Below are 17,517 nucleotides of genomic sequence, written 5' to 3'. Positions count from 1 at the left end.
CTGCATGCGGGAGTGTGTGGGAGAGTAGGACACCGCCGAACAAACTTTAAAATGTGAGGGCCTTGTTGGCAGACGCCAACAAGGCCCTTTTTGTGTTTCTTTCTCGTGTTTTCGGTGCCCATCCGCGCCCCTTTTCTCCGCCTACCGGCGACCCCGTGCTGGTTCGGTGAGCGGTGCCGGGTAGGGTCAGGGGGTAGCGTCGGCACGGTTACTCAGGAGGCCCACGGGTGGAGGTCCAGGAGACGCGGGTCCAGACGGATCGGGTCCTCACCATCCCGAACATCCTCAGCATGGCCCGCCTGGTCGGTGTGCCGGTGTTCCTGTGGCTGATTCTTTGGCCCGAGTTCGGGGGCCCGAACCGTGATCTGTGGGCGCTCTTCGTGCTCGCCGCGAGCGGAGTCAGCGACTACCTGGACGGCAAACTGGCCCGGCGGTGGAATCAGATCAGCAGTCTCGGCCGGATTCTCGACCCTGCTGCGGACCGGTTGTACATCCTCTCCACTCTCGTGGGCCTGACCTGGCGGGAGATTCTGCCGCTCTGGCTCACCATCACTCTGCTGGCCCGCGAACTCCTGCTGCTGGTCATGGTCTGGATCCTGGACCGCCACGGCTATGCGCCGCCCCAGGTCAACTTCCTGGGCAAGGCTGCGACCTTCAACCTGATGTATGCCTTCCCGCTGCTTCTGCTCAGTGACGGAAGTGGCTGGGTTTCGTCACTCGCAGCGATTTTCGGATGGGCCTTCGCAGGTTGGGGTACGGCTCTCTACTGGTGGGCAGGGATCCTCTATGTGGTTCAGGTTCGCCGTCTGATCAGGGCGGACACCGATACGACCGACTGAAACCCGCCTTTCCTCGCTTCGGGGGCCGGCTGCCCTGATTACGCCTTTGTAGGTCATCCTGGAGGGGTCATGGTCGGGATGACCGTCGTCTGTACGAGGAGGACGCTTCCGATATGAAGGCCGTCGTGATGGCCGGCGGTGAAGGTACCCGCCTTCGGCCGATGACCGCGAGCATGCCCAAGCCGCTCCTGCCGGTGGTGAACAAGCCGATCATGGAGCACGTGCTGAAGCTGCTGAAGCGTCACGGGCTCACCGAGACCGTCGTGACCGTGCAATTCCTGGCCTCGCTGGTCAAGAATTACTTCGGTGACGGCGAGGAGCTCGGCATGGAGCTCACGTACGCCAACGAAGAGAAGCCGCTGGGGACGGCCGGCAGCGTCAAGAACGCCGAAGAGGCCCTACGGGACGACGCGTTTCTCGTCATCTCCGGCGACGCGCTCACCGACTTCGACCTCACCGACCTCATCCGGTTCCATCGGGAGCGCGGTGCGATGGTCACCGTCTGTCTGACCCGGGTGCCGAATCCGCTGGAATTCGGTATCACCATCGTGGACGAGGACGGCAAGGTCGAAAGGTTCCTGGAGAAGCCGACCTGGGGGCAGGTCTTCTCGGACACGGTGAACACCGGGATTTACGTGATGGAGCCGGAGGTCTTCGACTACGTCGAGCCCGATGTGCCCGTCGACTGGTCCGGTGACGTCTTCCCGCAACTCATGAAGGAAGGCAAGCCGATCTACGGCTACATCGCCGAGGGGTACTGGGAAGATGTCGGCACCCACGAGAGCTATGTGAAGGCCCAGGCGGATGTGCTCGAGGGCAAGGTCGACGCGGAGCGGGATGGCTTCGAGATCTCGCCCGGTGTCTGGGTCGCCGAGGGCGCCGAGGTGCATCCGGACGCGGTTCTGCGCGGTCCGCTCTACATCGGCGACTACGCCAAGGTCGAGGCGGGCGCGGAGATTCGTGAGCACTCCGTCATCGGATCGAACGTGGTCGTCAAGAGCGGCGCCTTTCTGCACCGTGCTGTTGTGCACGACAACGTGTACATCGGTCCGCAGAGCAATCTGCGGGGCTGTGTCATCGGCAAGAACACCGACATCATGCGGGCCTCGCGGATCGAGGACGGTGCTGTGGTCGGTGACGAGTGCCTGATCGGGGAAGAGTCGATCGTCCAGGGGAACGTCCGTATCTACCCCTTCAAGACGATCGAGGCCGGTGCGTTCGTCAACACGTCCGTGATCTGGGAGTCGCGTGGGCAGGCGCGATTGTTCGGTGCGCGCGGTGTCTCCGGGATCTTGAATGTGGAGATCACGCCGGAGCTGGCAGTACGGCTGGCCGGCGCGTATGCGACGACGCTCAAGAAGGGCTCCACCGTCTGCACGGCCCGGGACCACTCCCGAGGCGCGCGTGCCCTCAAGCGGGCGATCATCTCCGCGCTCCAGGCCAGCGCCATCGACGTTCGGGACCTGGAGAACGTGCCGCTGCCGGTGGCCCGGCAGCAGACGGCGCGGGGCAGCGCGGGCGGCATCATGATCCGTACGACGCCCGGGGTGCCGGACTCCGTGGACATCATCTTCCTCGACGAGCGGGGGGCCGACCTCTCCCAGGCGGCGCAGCGCAAGCTCGACCGCGTCTATGCGCGTCAGGAGTACCGCCGCGCGTTCCCCGGTGAGATCGGCGACCTCAGCTTCCCCTCCAGCGTCTACGACTCGTACACGGGCTCGCTGCTGCGCGCCGTGGACACCACCGGGATCGCGGAAGCGGGCCTGAAGGTCGTCGTGGACGCGTCCAACGGCAGTGCTGGGCTGGTGCTGCCGAGCCTGCTGGGCCGGCTGGGCGTGGATTCGCTGACGATCAACCCGGGCCTGGACGAGTCCCGTCCGACGGAGTCGGTGGAGAGCCGGCGGGCCGGACTGGTGCGGCTCGGGGAGATCGTCGCGTCGGCCCGCGCGGCGTTCGGCGTTCGCTTCGACCCGGTGGGAGAGCGTATCTCGCTGGTGGACGAGCACGGCAGGATCGTGGAGGACGACCGGGCGCTGCTGGTGATGCTCGACTTGGTCGCGGCCGAGCGGCGCAGCGGCCGGGTGGCGCTGCCGGTGACCACCACCAGGATCGCCGAGCAGGTGGCCGCCTACCACGGCACGCAGGTCGAGTGGACGACGACCTCCCCCGATGACCTCACCCGCGTCTGCAGGGACGACGACGGCACCGTCTTCGGCGGTGACGGCAGGGGCGGTTTCATCGTCCCGGAGTTCAGCTCGGTCTTCGACGGCGCGGCCGCGTTCGTGCGGCTCATCGGCCTCGTGGCGCGTACGCAGTTGACTCTCAGCCAAATCGACGCGCGTATCCCGCGGGCGCATGTGAGCCGGCGCGATCTGGCAACGCCGTGGGCGGTCAAGGGACTTGTGATGCGTACGGTCGTGGAGGCGGCCGGGGACCGGTCCGTGGACACCACGGACGGGGTGCGCGTGGTCGAGTCCGACGGCCGCTGGGTGATGGTGCTGCCCGACCCGGCGGAGGCCGTCACGCACCTGTGGGCGGAGGGTCCCGACGAGACGTCCGCGCAGGCGCTGCTGGACGAGTGGGCGGCAGTGGTCGACAGCGCGGGCCACTGAGCGCGGCGGCGGGGCTCGCCCTCCGCCGAGGGCAAGTCCCGCCGTGCGGAAGCGGGGTGGGGGCATTCGGCGGCACGGGGCTCGACGTGCGACGATGTGCGGCATGTCGCAGCAGCACCCCACTCGGAGCACCTCGTCGCGGTCCCCGCGGCCCGACGCTTCCATGTCGCTGCTGACGAACGTGATGGAGCACAGCCTCGACGACGGCTACGCGGAAGCCGCCGCCAGCCGGGGCGAGGTGGGCCGCTCCAGGATGCCGCGCACCCTGCGGGCCAAGTTGGGGCTGGCGGTCGGCCTGGTGCTGGCGGCCCTGGTGGTCACGGTGGGGGCTGCGCAGGCGCAGATCTCCGCGCCGAGCGTCGCCAAGGAGAAGCAGGAGCTCATCGAGCGGATCGAGTCCGGTGGTCACCGGGCGGACAAGCTGCAGAAGGACGTGGACACGTTGCGGGCCTCCGTGGAGCGTCAGCAGCGCAAGGCTCTGCAGAAGCACGGTGACGAGCGGGGGAGGACCACAGCGCTGCTCTCCGGGGCCACCGCCGTCGAGGGCCCCGGCCTCAAGCTAGTGGTGGACGACGCGAAGGGCACCGAGTCCGGCGACGGCGACGGGCCCCGCAAGACCGACGGGTTCTCCGACACCGGCCGTATCCGCGACCGCGACCTCCAGCGGGTCGTCAACGGGCTGTGGGCGGCCGGCGCCGAAGCCGTCTCGGTCAACGGCCAGCGGCTCACGTCACGGTCGGCCATCCGCGCGGCCGGGGACGCGATCCTGGTCGACAACAAGCCGCTGGTCCCGCCGTACACCCTGCTTGCGATCGGTCCAGGACAGCAGTTCTCCCGGACCTTTCAGGACAGCGTCGACGGCCAGTACCTCTACGTCCTGCACAAGGACTACGGTGCCAGGACCAGCATTTCCGTCCAGGACAAGGTGCGGCTGCCTGCTGCGCCGAGTCTGATTCTGAGAACAGCGAAACCTGTGCGGACAGGGAAGGGCAGCACATCGTGATCGCCGTACTGGGCCTCGTCGTGGGAGTCGTGGCCGGACTTGTCGTCCGGCCCGTGGTGCCGCTGGCGGTCGAACCGTATCTGCCCATCGCCGTTGTCGCCGCGCTGGACGCGGTCTTCGGTGGCCTGCGTGCCATGCTGGACGGCATCTTCGACGACAAGGTCTTCGTCGTCTCGTTCCTCTCCAATGTGGTGGTCGCCGCGCTGATCGTCTTCCTCGGCGACAAGCTCGGCGTGGGTGCCCAGCTCTCCACCGGTGTGGTTGTCGTCCTGGGTATCCGGATCTTCTCCAACGCGGCCGCCATCCGCCGGCACGTGTTCAGGGCGTGAGGCCGATGAGTGACGACAGCAACGACAGCAAGCCGGATGGTGCGCTTCCGCCCGAGCGGGAGGAGCCCTCTGAGCCTCCGGAGGCGGCCGGTGCGCAGGGCGCCGACAAGAGCGCCGACAAGGGCGACGACAGCGGCCCCCAGCTGACCGGCCGGCAACGGCTCGCCAAGGCCGTATGGCCGCCGAGGGTGACGCGCGCCCAACTCATCGTGGCGCTCCTGCTTTTCGTCCTGGGCCTCGGGCTGGCCATCCAGGTGCGCTCCACCAGCGAGAACAGCGCTCTGCGCGGCGCCCGGCGCGAGGACCTGGTCCGCATTCTGGACGAGCTGGACGACCGCACCAAGCGGCTGGAGGACGAGAAGCGGAAGCTGGACGGGCAGCGCACTCAGCTGGAGACCTCCTCGGACCAGGCCGAGGAGGCCCGTAAGCAGACCAAGGAGAAGGAAGCCCAGCTCGGTGTGCTCGCCGGGACGGTGGCCGCCGAGGGACCCGGAATCCATATGACGATCAAGGACCGGGCCGGGGCCACGGATTCGGACACGCTGCTGGACGCGGTCCAGGAGCTGCGCGCAGCCGGCGCCGAGGCCATGGAGGTCAACGGGGTGCGGGTGGTGGCCGACACGCATTTCACCGACAGCGGCGGCGGAGTCGACGTCGACGGGCATAAGATCGAGCAGCCTTACCGTTTCGAGGTCATCGGCAAGCCCGCCGATCTGGAACCGGCGCTGAACATCCCCGGTGGTGTTGTGCAGACTCTGAAGAACAAGCAGGCCACAGTCGATGTGACCCGCTCGGGGAAGATCACCGTGGACGCCTTGCGGCAGGCGAAGCGGCCTGACTACGCTCGGTCGTCATCGCGCTGAGATGGTGATAGGAGTTTCAGGGGGTCGGCGGGCGAGTTGGGCACCGCGTGATGGAAACTGTCTACGGGTCACGGACGTTATCTCAGCGTCAAGAGTGACAAGTGAGAGCATCGAGGGTCTGTCCTGCCCCACGGGCGGGTCTGTTTCGTGCGAGGGGAATCGCCCGTGAGTTTTTTTGCGAAGTTGTTCGGCAAGGGCCGCCGGGGCGGCGACACGGGTACCGCACGGCACCGTGCCCCCCAGGGCGCCGAGATGACGGGAGGGGCGCCGGAGAGCAGCACCGAGCGTCCGCTGTTCCGCGACGAGGTGGCCGGACCCGGACAGGACAGTTCGGGTGGTCACGGCGCGGTTTCTGTTGACCCTGGCACTCAGGGACGCATAGGTTCCCAGGCACCGCCAACCTCAAATTCGGGTGGAGGTTCTGCCTTGCCGGTGTGTAACAGGTGTGGAGCCCGCGTCGCGGAAGCGAGCCGGTTCTGCTCCAACTGCGGTGCCCCCTTGCGAGGCGGCGCGCCTGCGGAAGGGTCGTCCGAGACGACGTCCACGATCTCCATCTCCGGGTTGGAGGCGTACGACTCCGAGACGACCGGTCAGCATGCCTCGCCGGTGCTGCCGCCCGAAGCGCAGGCCGCCGTTGACGCGCTGCCCATGGGCTCGGCACTGCTGATCGTGCGGCGTGGGCCCAACTCGGGCAGCCGGTTCCTGCTCGACGGTGACCTGACCACGGCAGGTCGCCACCCGGAGAGCGACATCTTCCTGGACGATGTGACCGTCTCGCGTCGTCACGTCGAGTTCCGGCGCGGGCCCGAGGGCGCCTTCACCGTCTCCGACGTCGGCAGCCTGAACGGCACCTACGTCAACCGGGAGCGGATCGAGACGGGAGTACCGCTCGGGAACGGTGACGAGGTGCAGATCGGGAAGTACCGGCTGGTCTTCTTCGCGAGCCCGCGCACCTACTGACAGCCCCGGCAGGGAGGCTCATGCTGCAGACGCCGTCCGGCGGTGCCCGCGCGGGCACCGCCGCGGGCAAGGAGAGCGCCCCGATGAGTATCGGGGCCGTACTCGAAGCTCTCCGTGCGGAGTTTCCCGAGGTCACCATCTCCAAGATCCGCTTTCTGGAGGCGGAGGGACTGGTCGAGCCGGCCCGCTCCCCGTCCGGGTACCGGAAGTTCACAGCCGAGGACGTCGAGCGGCTGGCCTATGTGCTGCGGATGCAGCGGGATCACTATCTGCCGCTGAAGGTCATCAGGGAGCACCTGGAGGCGTTCGGCGAGGGCGCTCCCCGCTCCGTTCCGCCGGTGGTCCCTCCCGGAGGCCCCGAGGGGCCGGACGCCGGGTCCGCGGCCCCCGCTGTCCGTACCGGGCGCAAGGAACTGCTGGGGCTGGTCGGGGCCGAGGAGGCCGACCTTGCCGAGTGGGAGGAGTACGGGCTGCTCGGCGCCGCCGAGGACGGCACCTACCGGCTGGCCGATGTCACCGTGGCCCAGCTGGTGGCGGAGCTCGGCCGACACGGCGTGGCGGCGCGGCATCTACGCGGAGTGAAGGCCGCCGCCGACCGCCAGCTGGATCTCGTCCAGCAGCTTGTCGCGCCCCTTCGGCACCATCCGGACCAGCGGACCAGAACACGCGCCGAGGCCACGGCGGACGAACTCGTGGACCTCTCCGTGCGGCTCTACGGGGCCTTTGTGGAGTCCGCGGCGCGGGCCGCCCGCACGCGGGGTGACTGAATCAGCACACGGATGCCGGTGCCGGACGGCTGCCCGACTACCCAAACAGGCGCGGCACGGCCTAGGGTTGCTGTGTGAATGAGCTCGACGTCGTGGGTGTCCGGGTGGAAATGCCCACCAACCAACCGATCGTGCTCCTGCGAGAAGTGGGAGGCGACCGCTACCTCCCCATCTGGATCGGCCCCGGGGAGGCGACCGCGATCGCCTTCGCCCAGCAGGGCATGACCCCCGCACGCCCACTCACCCATGACCTGTTCAAGGACGTCCTGGAAGCAGTGGGTCAGGAGCTGACCGCAGTCCGCATCGTGGATCTGCGGGAAGGCGTGTTCTACGCGGAGCTGGTCTTCGCCAGTGGCGTGGAAGTCAGTGCCCGTCCGTCCGACGCCATAGCGCTCGCCCTCCGCACCGGTACGCCGATCTACGGCAGTGACGGTGTGCTGGACGACGCGGGGATCGCGATTCCGGACGAGCAGGAGGACGAGGTGGAGAAGTTCCGCGAGTTCCTCGACCAGATCTCTCCGGAGGACTTCGGAACCAGCAGCCAGTGACGCTCCGCTGACAGCCCCCGGACCGGGCGCCTCGGGCCGGAGGCCGGGAAGTGGTGCGCAGTACTGCCCGCCGGGGTGACCATCCGGCCAGCCATTCCCCGGCAAGGGGCACGCAAAACCACTCTCCGGGGGATTATCACCCGCCGTGCCGAGTGTGGCGATCGTTGACGCACTCGGAGTGACTGCCTACCTTCATGTGGGCAGGTTCCGGGGGTACCCCGGGATGTGAAGGACGGAGGTCGGCGTGACAAGCACCGGCGGCGAAGGTACGGCGGCTGGCGACTCGTCCCTACCCGACGGCCCGCACCCGGCTCCCGGCCGGGTCGGAGCGCCCCCAGCTGTGGCTGGGGGAGCGCCCCCGGGCCGGCCGTCGCGCACCCCGTCCGCAGGGCCGCTGCCGGGCGACGCCTCGGGACCGCCGGCCGACACCCCGGCCGAGCGGGTCGGCTACCGCGGACCGACCGCCTGCTCGGCGGCCGGGATCACCTACCGCCAGCTCGACTACTGGGCCCGCACGGGACTGGTCGAGCCCAGCATCCGGCCCGCGTACGGCTCGGGCACCCAGCGCCTCTACAGCTTTCAGGACATCGTCGTCCTCAAGATCGTCAAACGGCTGCTGGACACCGGTGTCTCGCTGCAGAACATTCGCGCCGCCGTCCGGCATCTGCGCTCCAGGGGGCGCACGGATCTGGCGCGTATGACGTTGATGAGCGACGGGGCCACGGTGTACGAGTGCTCCTCGCCCGACGAAGTGGTGGATCTCCTGCAGGGTGGGCAGGGCGTCTTCGGTATCGCTGTCGGCGTCGTCTGGAAGGACGTCGAGGGCGCGCTCTCGCAGCTGCACGGGGAGCGCGTCGACACGGGCGAGACGCTGGTCAGGGACCACCCGGAGGACGAGCTGGCGCGGCGCCGCAACCGCGCGGGGTAGCCCGGGCCCCGCTCCGGCGGCCCTGGTCCTCCGGGCTTCGCCCACGCGCTGCGGCCGAATTGTCAGTGGCATGCGGGAGCATCGGGAGATGTGAGGAGTCAGCCGACCATCCTGCATCTGGACATGGATGCCTTCTTCGCCGCTGTGGAGCAGGCGTCGAAGCCCAGCCTGCGCGGGAAGCCGGTGGTGGTCGGCGGTCTCGGTCCCCGGGGTGTGGTGTCCACCGCTTCCTATGAGGCGAGACGCTTCGGGGTCCACTCGGCCATGCCGACGGCGCAGGCCAGGCGGCTGGCGCCGAACGCGGCGTATCTGGGCGCGCGCTTCGGGCTCTACCGCGCGGTCAGCGAGGTGGTGATGGAGCTGCTGCATCAGCTCTCGCCGCTGGTGGAGCCCCTGAGCCTCGACGAGGCTTTCGTGGACCTGGAGGCCGGGGAAGCGCTGCGAGGGACGCAGGGCGGCGCTGAGGGGGCACGAGAGGTCGGTGAGCGGCTGCGCCGTGACATCAGAGCGGCGACGGGACTGACTGGTTCGGTGGGGCTGGCGGGATCCAAGATGCTGGCGAAGATCGCCTCGGAGCAGGCAAAGCCGAACGGCCTGATGCTCATCCCCGTGGGCACCGAGCGCGAGATGCTGGCGCCCCTGTCCGTGCGGACGTTGCCCGGGGTGGGGCCCGCGACCGCCGAGGTGCTCCGCAGGGCGGGGATCACCACCGTCGGGGAGATCGTGGAGGCGGGCGAGGACGAGCTGCTGCGACTGCTCGGGAGGGCGCACGGCACCTCCGTCCACGCGATGGCCCACGGCATCGACGACCGCCCGGTGGTGGCCGAGCGGGATGCCAAGTCGGTCTCCGTCGAGGACACCTACGACGTGGACCTCACCGACCGCACCCGGGTGCGGCTGGAGCTGGAGCGGCTGGCCGAGCGCTGTGTGACGCGGCTGCGTGCGGCGGGCCGGTCAGGGCGCACCGTGGTGATCAAGGTGCGCAGCTACGACTTCTCCACCCTCACCCGCTCCGAGACCCTGCGCGGACCCACCGACGACCTGGGCGTCGTCAAGGAGGCGGCGCTGCGGCTGCTGGACGGGGTGGACACCACAGCCGGGGTGCGGCTGCTCGGAGTGGGGGTGAGCGGGCTGGCCGACTTTACGCAGGAAGACCTGTTCGCGCAGGCCCAGGCCGCGCTGAGCCAGGAGCAGGAGGCGGCCGGAGCCGGCCGCCCCGAACCCGGGCCCAGCCGGGCGGAGGCCGGTGGCGGCTCGACCGGCGGGGGCGGGGGCTCGGCCGGTGGCGGCCCGGCGGACGCCGAGGGGCCGCTGCGGACGGCCGGGGCAGCGGCGGAAGCGGGGGCCGCCGCCGTCGAGGAGCCCGGCGCTGCCGTGCCGGCCGACCGGCGCTGGATCCCGGGGCGGGACGTGTGCCATGCCGAGTACGGGATGGGCTGGGTGCAGGGCAGTGGCGTCGGGAAGGTCACCGTCCGCTTCGAGGAACCGGACACGCCGCCGGGCCGGGTGCGGACCTTCTCCGTGGACGACCCGGACCTGGAGCCCGCCGAGCCGCGGATGCTGGACGCGGAGGTTGCCCGGGCGCTGGCGGCTCAGTCCCCTGCGCCGGCGATCCGGCCGAAGTCGCGGTCCGCAGGCGTGGGCGCCTCGCCGTCGGCCGGGACGTCGAGCCCGTAGTGCCGGTAGAGCTGGAGCTCCTGCTGCGGGGAGAGGTGCCGGCCGACGCCGAAGTCGGGCGCTCCCCTGATCAGGGCACGCTCGAACGGGACGCGCAGCCCGGTCTCGTCCAGGCTGGAGGGCTCCAGCGGGACGAAGGCGTCGCGGCTGAAGAGGCCGGTGCGCAGCGCGGCCCACTCCGGTTCGCCCGTGGCGTCGTCGAGGTAGACCTCGTCGACTGTGCCGATCTTGACTCCCTCGCTGTCGAACGCCTTGCGGCCGATCAGGCTCCGCGGATCTATGTCGGTCTGCACGGGTCTCCTCCACCGGGTAGCGACGTGCTGTTCACGCTCGTATTCACCACGAAACGGCACTTTTCGACGGATGGCTACTTGAGCGCACTCCGGGTTACCACTCAAGGGGGCGCTGATACGCTCAAGGTGGCTGCCGACCCCGTGCGGGAGAGTCCTCCGGTGCAGCTTCCGGAGGCGCCGAAGGAGCAACTCCTCCCCGGAATCTCTCAGGCTCACGTACCGCGCGGACGAGGTCACTCTGGAAAGCAGGGCGGGCCCGGACCAGCGCCGAAGCCCCTCCTCACCGACGGTGTAAGCCGAGCGCCCCGCACCTGGGCGGCCGGTGAAACTCTCAGGTTGAGATGACAGAGGGGGAGGCCGTCCGGGCACCCGTGAAAGGTGCCCCTCGCAGGTCGCACAGACCAGGAGGCCCCCGCAGATGACTTCCCACCGGACCCCGCTCTCCGCACTGGAGAGCGGCACTCCCTTCGAGAGCCGCCATATCGGACCCGACGCAGGTGCGCAGGCCAAGATGCTCGCGCAGGTCGGCTACGGGTCGCTCGACGAGCTGACCGCGGCGGCGGTGCCCGACGTGATCAAGAGCACTGAGCGGCTGGAACTCCCCGACGCGCTCAGCGAGGCCGGGGTGCTGGCCGAGCTGCGCTCTCTCGCACAGCGCAACCAGGTTCTGCACTCGATGATCGGGCTGGGCTACTACGGCACTGTCACGCCGCCGGTGATCCTGCGCAACGTCATGGAGAACCCCGCCTGGTACACCGCCTACACGCCCTACCAGCCGGAGATCTCCCAGGGCCGGCTGGAGGCGCTGCTCAATTTCCAGACCGTCGTCTCCGATCTGACCGGGCTGCCCACAGCGGGTGCGTCGCTGCTGGACGAGCCCACGGCCGCGGCCGAGGCGATGGCGCTCTCGCGCCGGGTCGGCAAGGTCGGCAAGAAGGGCGGCGGGATCTTCCTGGTCGACGCCGACTGTCTGCCGCAGACCGTGGCGGTGCTGCGGACCCGTGCGGAGCCCACCGGGGTGCAGGTCGAGGTCGCCGACCTGAGCGACGGCATCCCGGACGAGCTCGCCGAGCGCGGCGGTGTCTTCGGCGTACTGCTCCAGTACCCGGGTGCCTCCGGTGCGGTGCGCGACCCGCGCCCGGTGATCGAGCGGGCGCACGAACTGGGCGCGGTCGTCACCGTCGCCGCCGACCTGCTGGCGCTCACCCTGCTGACCTCGCCCGGCGAGCTGGGTGCCGACATCGCCGTCGGCTCCAGCCAGCGCTTCGGCGTGCCGATGGGCTTCGGCGGGCCGCACGCGGGCTACATGTCGGTCCGGGATACGTTCGCGCGCAGCCTGCCGGGCCGGCTCGTCGGCGTCTCCAAGGACGCGGACGGCGAGCAGGCGTACCGCCTCGCTCTGCAGACCCGCGAGCAGCACATCCGCCGCGAGAAGGCCACCAGCAACATCTGCACCGCGCAGGTGCTGCTCGCCGTGATGGCCGGGATGTACGCCGCGTACCACGGGCCCGACGGGCTGGCGGCCATCGCCCGCCGTACCCACCGCTACGCGGCACTGCTCGCCGCCGGGCTGCGGGACGGCGGCGTCGAGATCGTCCACGAGCGCTTCTTCGACACCGTCACCGCGCATGTGCCCGGCCGCGCCGCCGAGATCACCGAGCGGGCCCGCGAGGCCGGGGTCAACCTGCGGCAGGTGGACGCCGACCACATCGGCATGGCCTGCGACGAGACCACCGGCCGCGCCCAGCTCACGGCCGTGTGGCGGGCCTTCGGGGTCGCCGAGGCCGACCTCGACGAGCTGGACGGGGTGACCGGGACGGAGGCGCTCCCCGGCGAGCTGCTGCGAACCGACGACTACCTCACGCACCCGGTCTTCCACGAGCACCGCTCCGAGACGGCGATGCTGCGCTATCTGCGCCGCCTCGCCGACCGGGACTACGCGTTGGACCGGGGCATGATCCCGCTCGGCTCCTGCACCATGAAGCTCAACGCCACCACGGAGATGGAGCCGGTCACCTGGACGGAGTTCGGCGCGCTGCACCCCTTCGCACCCGCCGAGCAGGCCGAGGGATATCTGACGCTGATCCGCGAACTGGAGGAGCGGCTGGCCGAGGTCACCGGCTACGACAAGGTCTCCCTCCAGCCCAACGCGGGCTCCCAGGGCGAGCTGGCCGGGCTGCTGGCCGTACGCGCCTACCACCGCGCCAACGGCGAGGCGCAGCGCACCGTCTGCCTCATCCCGTCCTCGGCGCACGGCACCAACGCGGCCAGCGCCGTGATGGCGGGCATGAAGGTCGTCGTCGTCAAGACCAGCGACAACGGCGATGTGGACGTGGCCGACCTGCACGCCAAGATCGAGCAGTACGGCGACGAGCTGGCCGTACTGATGGTCACCTACCCCTCGACGCACGGGGTGTTCGAGGAGCACATCACCGAGGTCTGCGCCGCCGTGCACGACGCGGGCGGCCAGGTGTACGTGGACGGTGCCAACCTCAACGCGCTGCTGGGGCTGGCCAGGCCGGGCCGCTTCGGTGCCGACGTCTCGCACCTCAATCTGCACAAGACGTTCTGCATCCCGCATGGCGGTGGCGGCCCCGGCGTCGGCCCGATCGGCGTACGGGAGCACCTGGCGCCGTATCTGCCCAACCACCCCCTCCAGCCTGCTGCCGGGCCCGAGACGGGTATCGGGCCGGTCTCCGGGGCGCCGTGGGGGTCGGCCGGAATCCTGCCGATCTCGTGGGCGTACGTGCGGCTGATGGGCGCGGAGGGGCTGCGCAGGGCGACGCAGGTGGCAGTGCTGAGCGCCAACTACATCGCCAAGCGGCTCGAGCCTCACTACCCCGTGCTCTACACGGGGCCGAACGGGCTGGTGGCGCACGAGTGCATCATCGACGTGCGGCCGCTGACCAGGCAGACGGGCGTGAGCATCGACGATGTGGCCAAGCGGCTGATCGACTACGGCTTCCACGCGCCGACGATGTCCTTCCCCGTCGCCGGGACGCTGATGATCGAGCCGACGGAGAGCGAGGATCTGACCGAGGTCGACCGGTTCTGCGAGGCGATGATCGCCATCCGTGCGGAGATCGAGAAGGTCGGCACGGGGGAGTGGGACGCGGACGACAACCCGCTGCGCAACGCCCCGCACACGGCCGCCATGCTCGCCCGCGACTGGGAGCAGGGCTACGGGCGGGAGGAGGCCGTCTTCCCGACTGGTGTGCGCGCTTCCGACAAGTACTGGCCGCCGGTGCGCCGGATCGACGGTGCCTACGGTGACCGCAACCTCGTCTGCTCCTGCCCGCCGATCGCGGAGTACGACGCGGGCTAGCCGGCGCCGAGCGCCGCAGTGGCCCCGCCCGGTGAGGGCGGGGCCACTGCGTTGTGCGCCGTATTCTCCGCCGCGGGAGCCGTTCTCCGCCGAGGGAACGGTGAGAGCCCGGCGGGTGCGCGGCCGCGGGCTACGCGGCGGCGGTGATGTGCCGGGTGCCCAGCGGCTTGTGCGGTGCGATGATCTGGCCGTCCGGCAGCAACTCTCCCGTGTCCTCGAAGAGCAGAACTCCGTTGCAGAGCAGGCTCCAGCCCTGCTCGGGGTGGTGGGCCACGGGCTGCGCGGCCTCCCTGTCTGCTGAATCCGCTGTGGGGCACGGTGGCTGGTGCTGGCACATGGTCGGTGTCGTCTTCCGTCGTGTTGTGGCGTCTGTCCTGCGAACCTTGTCGTGCATGGCCGTTCCCCCCGTAACCACGTACGTGCGTACGTCCCGGTTCAACTCCCAGTGTTCCCCTACCGGCTCGAATCCGCAGGGATTTCGTGTCGGCTCGTACCCAACCGCACAGACGCACCACCCTGACGGGCGGTTGCGCCCAACTGCCCGGTTATTTCGGGGGGTTCGGGTAATCCGGAAGACTAGCCCATCCGGAGGGGCGCACGGCGGCGCAGGGGCTGTCGCAGGACGGAAGCCGCTCCTACGCGGGCGTACGCAGCAACGAGGCCGCCGGGGTGTTCAGTCTGCGGGTCAGCACGGGCAGCAGTGCGTCCACTCGGTGCGCGGTGTGCGGGGCGATGCCGGGCGGCGCGGGGGCCAGCGGGATCAGCAGGTCGGCAGGGTCGGGAACGCCGCCGCACGGGTCGGCCGTGACATCGGCGTGCAGCCACAGGGTGAGCATGTACAGCTCCGGCACCGACAGCAGGCGCGGCTGGTACGGGGCCGGCAGCAGCTCGGCCTGCCGCACCGCCCGCACCGTGGACAGTTCGTAGGGGCCCTGCCTGAACTGTCCGAACGTCCAGCCGTCCGCGGTCAGTACCGCTTCGGCGGTGCCGACGTACGCGCCGCCCTGTGCCCCGTCGCCGCCGGCTGAACCCTCGGTACCCTCGTCGGTCAGCAGGAAGCGCCAGCCGGTCAGCCGGGTGCGGGGCGAGGTGTCCGCCGGTTCGACGGCGGGTCCGGCCGGGCGTCCGGAGGGGCGCCGGGGGGTACGTCCGGAGGGGCGCTCGACGGCGCGTTCGGAGGCGTGCGGCGCCACGCGCGCCAGTTCGTACGCCGGGAGCGGGAGTTCGGGACGCAGGGGGCCTTGAGCGGTGCGCAGTGCCAGGGGTGCCCGGGAGCCTCGGACCGCTCTCGGGGAGCCGAGGGCGGTCAGGACACTGCGCAGGGCTGGGGCCGGGGCCGAGGGTACGTGCAGCGGCATGGCGGGTCGCCTCTCTTGGGAGACACATGGTGCTGGCGGGGGCGCGACGGCGGTGTCGGCGCGGGGATGGCCGCGGACGCGGCTGGGAGGGTTCGACGGGGGCGGGCCGGGATCGCCAAGTCTCTGCCTCGTTCGCGCAGTTTATACGAGATGTGTTCGAGAGGTGTTTCCGCTAACGTGGCCCGTTGTTTCCCGTAAGGGTATAACCGGCCGAATCGGCTCCCTTTTCACCTGCAGCGATGCCGAAGGGGTGGCGATGACCTCGGAATCTGCGGGAAACGCGGTCGGCCTGATGGCGTCGCTGCTTTTCGGGAGAAGTGTGCCGCCAGGGCTGGACGCCGCCGTATGCCGTCGGAATGTGCCGTCCGGCATCCGCCAGCCTAGCGGCAGTTACCCGCCGCGTCAGCCTGCCAGGCGTTATCCGTGGCGTGGCAGGGCATCATCGGTGCACGCTCGGCCGGGGCCCCGGCAGCATCCACCAGCAGGGAGGAACCCTCCGATGGGAGAGAAGGTCGTCGCCGACAGGTTCGACCTGTCCGATCGACGGCGGTACCGGCACAAGCTGCACAAGTGTCTCGAGGGACTGTGGCAGCTGCTGGAGGAGAAGAGGTTCGACCGGCCCAGGAATCTGATGGGGCTGGAGATCGAGCTGAATCTCGCGGACGTCCAAGGTCAGCCCCTCATGGTGAATGCGGAGGTCCTTCAGCACATCGCGAGTTCGGATTTCCAGACAGAGCTGGGGCAGTTCAATCTGGAAGTGAATATCGTGCCGCACGCGCTCTCCGGAAGAGTTCTCGACCAGCTCTCCGAAGAACTCCGCACCGGGCTGGCATATGCCGACCGGCAGGCGCGTGAAGTGGATGCGCGTATTGTCATGATCGGAACTCTTCCGACCCTCACAGCGCGCGATCTGACATTGGCCAACCTCACCGAGGATGACCGCTATCGGCTGCTCAACGACCAGATCATGGCGGCGCGGGGGGAGGAGATCTCCCTCGACATCGACGGCGTGGAACACCTGGTGAGCACGTCGGAGTCGATAGCGCCCGAATCGGCCTGCACTTCCGTACAACTGCACCTTCAGGTGACACCCGGACGGTTCGCCGACGTATGGAACGCCGCGCAGGCCATCAGCGGCGCACAGATCGCCATGGGGGCCAACTCGCCGTTCCTGTTCGGGCACGAACTGTGGCGCGAGTCGCGGATTCCGCTCTTCCTCCAGGCCACCGATACGCGTCCGCCCGAGCTGAGCGCCCAGGGCGTACGCCCGCGCACGTGGTTCGGGGAGCGCTGGATCTCCTCCGCGTACGACCTGTTCGAGGAGAATCTGCGCTACTTCCCCGCGCTGCTGCCGATCTGCGACGAGGAGGACACCCAGCGCGTGCTGGCCGACGGAGGGGTGCCCGCGCTGCCGGAGCTGACGCTGCACAACGGCACCATCTACCGCTGGAACCGGCCGGTGTACGGGGTGATGGAGGGCGCTCCCCATCTGCGGGTGGAGAACCGGGTGCTGCCGGCGGGGCCGACGGTCGCCGATGTACTGGCCAACACGGCCTTCTACTACGGGCTGGTCCGCGCGCTGGCCGACGATCCGCGGCCGGTGTGGAACCGGATGCCGTTCGAGTACGCCGAGCGGAACTTCGACGCGGCGTGCCGGTACGGGATCGAGGCGGAGCTGTGGTGGCCGCGCTCGGGACGGGGTACGGGGCTGGTCCGGCAGCCCGCCACCCGGCTGGTGCGCAACGAACTGCTGCCGCTGGCTGCCGCCGGGCTCGACGCGTGGGGCGTGGAGCCGGCGGACCGCGACCGGTACCTCTCGATCATCGAGGAGCGCTGCCGGCTGCGCGTCAACGGCGCCTCCTGGCAGGCGGCGGCCTATCGCCGTGCGGTCGAATCCGGTCTGGACAGGGAGAAGGCGCTGGCCGCGGTCACCCGCGCCTACTGTGAGCGCGCGGCGGACGGCGCGCCGGTTCATACGTGGACCGAGGGGCCGTAGGCCCTGCCCCATGCCGGGT

15 protein-coding genes and 1 riboswitch are annotated in these 17,517 nt (G+C 69.7%); of the genes, 12 read left to right on the top strand and 3 right to left on the bottom strand.

Annotated features, from left to right (window positions below):
* Nucleotides 1-227: 227 nt before the first annotated feature.
* From clsA to ITI46_RS14660, 10 genes are all read left to right on the top strand, one after another.
* Nucleotides 228-839 (top strand): cardiolipin synthase ClsA, encoded by a 612-nt coding sequence (gene clsA / locus ITI46_RS14705; RefSeq protein WP_209239976.1) that lies wholly within the window; start codon nt 228-230, stop codon nt 837-839.
* Nucleotides 840-952: 113 nt separating this feature from the next.
* A complete protein-coding gene (locus ITI46_RS14700) occupies nt 953-3,451 on the top strand; it encodes a mannose-1-phosphate guanyltransferase (protein ID WP_209239975.1) in 2,499 nt (832 codons plus the stop codon).
* A 103-nt stretch (nt 3,452-3,554) separates the two neighbouring features.
* Nucleotides 3,555-4,454, top strand: coding sequence for a DUF881 domain-containing protein (locus ITI46_RS14695; protein ID WP_209239974.1), 900 nt, complete (start codon nt 3,555-3,557; stop codon nt 4,452-4,454).
* A complete protein-coding gene (locus tag ITI46_RS14690; RefSeq protein ID WP_019358093.1) occupies nt 4,451-4,783 on the top strand; it encodes a small basic family protein in 333 nt (110 codons plus the stop codon). The genes ITI46_RS14695 and ITI46_RS14690 overlap by 4 nt, the downstream gene beginning before the upstream one ends.
* Before the next feature lie 5 nt (nt 4,784-4,788).
* Entirely contained in the window at nt 4,789-5,646 is an 858-nt protein-coding gene (locus ITI46_RS14685; RefSeq protein ID WP_209239973.1) for a DUF881 domain-containing protein, read from the top strand.
* Nucleotides 5,647-5,769: 123 nt separating this feature from the next.
* Nucleotides 5,770-6,606: an FHA domain-containing protein gene (locus ITI46_RS14680; RefSeq protein WP_247745991.1), complete on the top strand. Its 837-nt coding sequence runs from the start codon at nt 5,770-5,772 to the stop codon at nt 6,604-6,606.
* 20 nt (nt 6,607-6,626) lie between these two features.
* On the top strand, nt 6,627-7,373 hold the full coding sequence (gene ftsR / locus ITI46_RS14675) for a transcriptional regulator FtsR (RefSeq protein WP_209239972.1): 747 nt from the start codon (nt 6,627-6,629) through the stop codon (nt 7,371-7,373).
* A 74-nt stretch (nt 7,374-7,447) separates the two neighbouring features.
* Entirely contained in the window at nt 7,448-7,921 is a 474-nt protein-coding gene (locus ITI46_RS14670; RefSeq protein WP_026004895.1) for a bifunctional nuclease family protein, read from the top strand.
* 244 nt (nt 7,922-8,165) lie between these two features.
* Nucleotides 8,166-8,849, top strand: a complete 684-nt coding sequence (locus ITI46_RS14665; protein WP_209239971.1) for a MerR family transcriptional regulator — start codon at nt 8,166-8,168, stop codon at nt 8,847-8,849.
* 90 nt (nt 8,850-8,939) lie between these two features.
* Nucleotides 8,940-10,526: a DNA polymerase IV gene (locus tag ITI46_RS14660; protein ID WP_209239970.1), complete on the top strand. Its 1,587-nt coding sequence runs from the start codon at nt 8,940-8,942 to the stop codon at nt 10,524-10,526.
* Here the strand turns inward: ITI46_RS14660 and ITI46_RS14655 are convergent.
* Nucleotides 10,442-10,819: a PRC-barrel domain-containing protein gene (locus ITI46_RS14655; RefSeq protein WP_209239969.1), complete on the bottom strand. Its 378-nt coding sequence runs from the start codon at nt 10,817-10,819 to the stop codon at nt 10,442-10,444. The two genes, ITI46_RS14660 and ITI46_RS14655, sit on opposite strands and share 85 nt — an antisense overlap.
* Nucleotides 10,820-10,953: 134 nt before the next feature.
* Nucleotides 10,954-11,051, top strand: a riboswitch (glycine riboswitch).
* Between the two features lie 186 nt (nt 11,052-11,237).
* Between ITI46_RS14655 and gcvP the strand changes: the two genes are divergently transcribed.
* Nucleotides 11,238-14,144, top strand: a complete 2,907-nt coding sequence (gcvP, locus tag ITI46_RS14650) for an aminomethyl-transferring glycine dehydrogenase (RefSeq protein WP_209239968.1) — start codon at nt 11,238-11,240, stop codon at nt 14,142-14,144.
* 130 nt (nt 14,145-14,274) lie between these two features.
* Here the strand turns inward: gcvP and ITI46_RS14645 are convergent, their stop codons facing one another.
* Nucleotides 14,275-14,481, bottom strand: a complete 207-nt coding sequence (locus ITI46_RS14645; protein WP_209239979.1) for a DUF5999 family protein — start codon at nt 14,479-14,481, stop codon at nt 14,275-14,277.
* Nucleotides 14,482-14,779: 298 nt separating this feature from the next.
* Nucleotides 14,780-15,502 (bottom strand): hypothetical protein, encoded by a 723-nt coding sequence (locus tag ITI46_RS14640; protein WP_209239967.1) that lies wholly within the window; start codon nt 15,500-15,502, stop codon nt 14,780-14,782.
* Nucleotides 15,503-16,001: 499 nt separating this feature from the next.
* On the opposite strand from ITI46_RS14640, the gene ITI46_RS14635 reads away from it, so the two are divergent.
* Nucleotides 16,002-17,498 carry a glutamate-cysteine ligase family protein gene (locus ITI46_RS14635; RefSeq protein WP_209239966.1) on the top strand — a complete coding sequence of 499 codons (1,497 nt, stop codon included), beginning with the start codon at nt 16,002-16,004 and terminating at the stop codon, nt 17,496-17,498.
* Nucleotides 17,499-17,517: the final 19 nt, after the last annotated feature.

It is taken from the genome of Streptomyces oryzae (assembly GCF_017676365.1).
GTDB classification, from domain to species: domain Bacteria; phylum Actinomycetota; class Actinomycetes; order Streptomycetales; family Streptomycetaceae; genus Streptomyces; species Streptomyces oryzae.
Note: the sequence above shows the minus strand (reverse complement) of the source record. Positions and strands in the feature narration are given on the sequence as shown.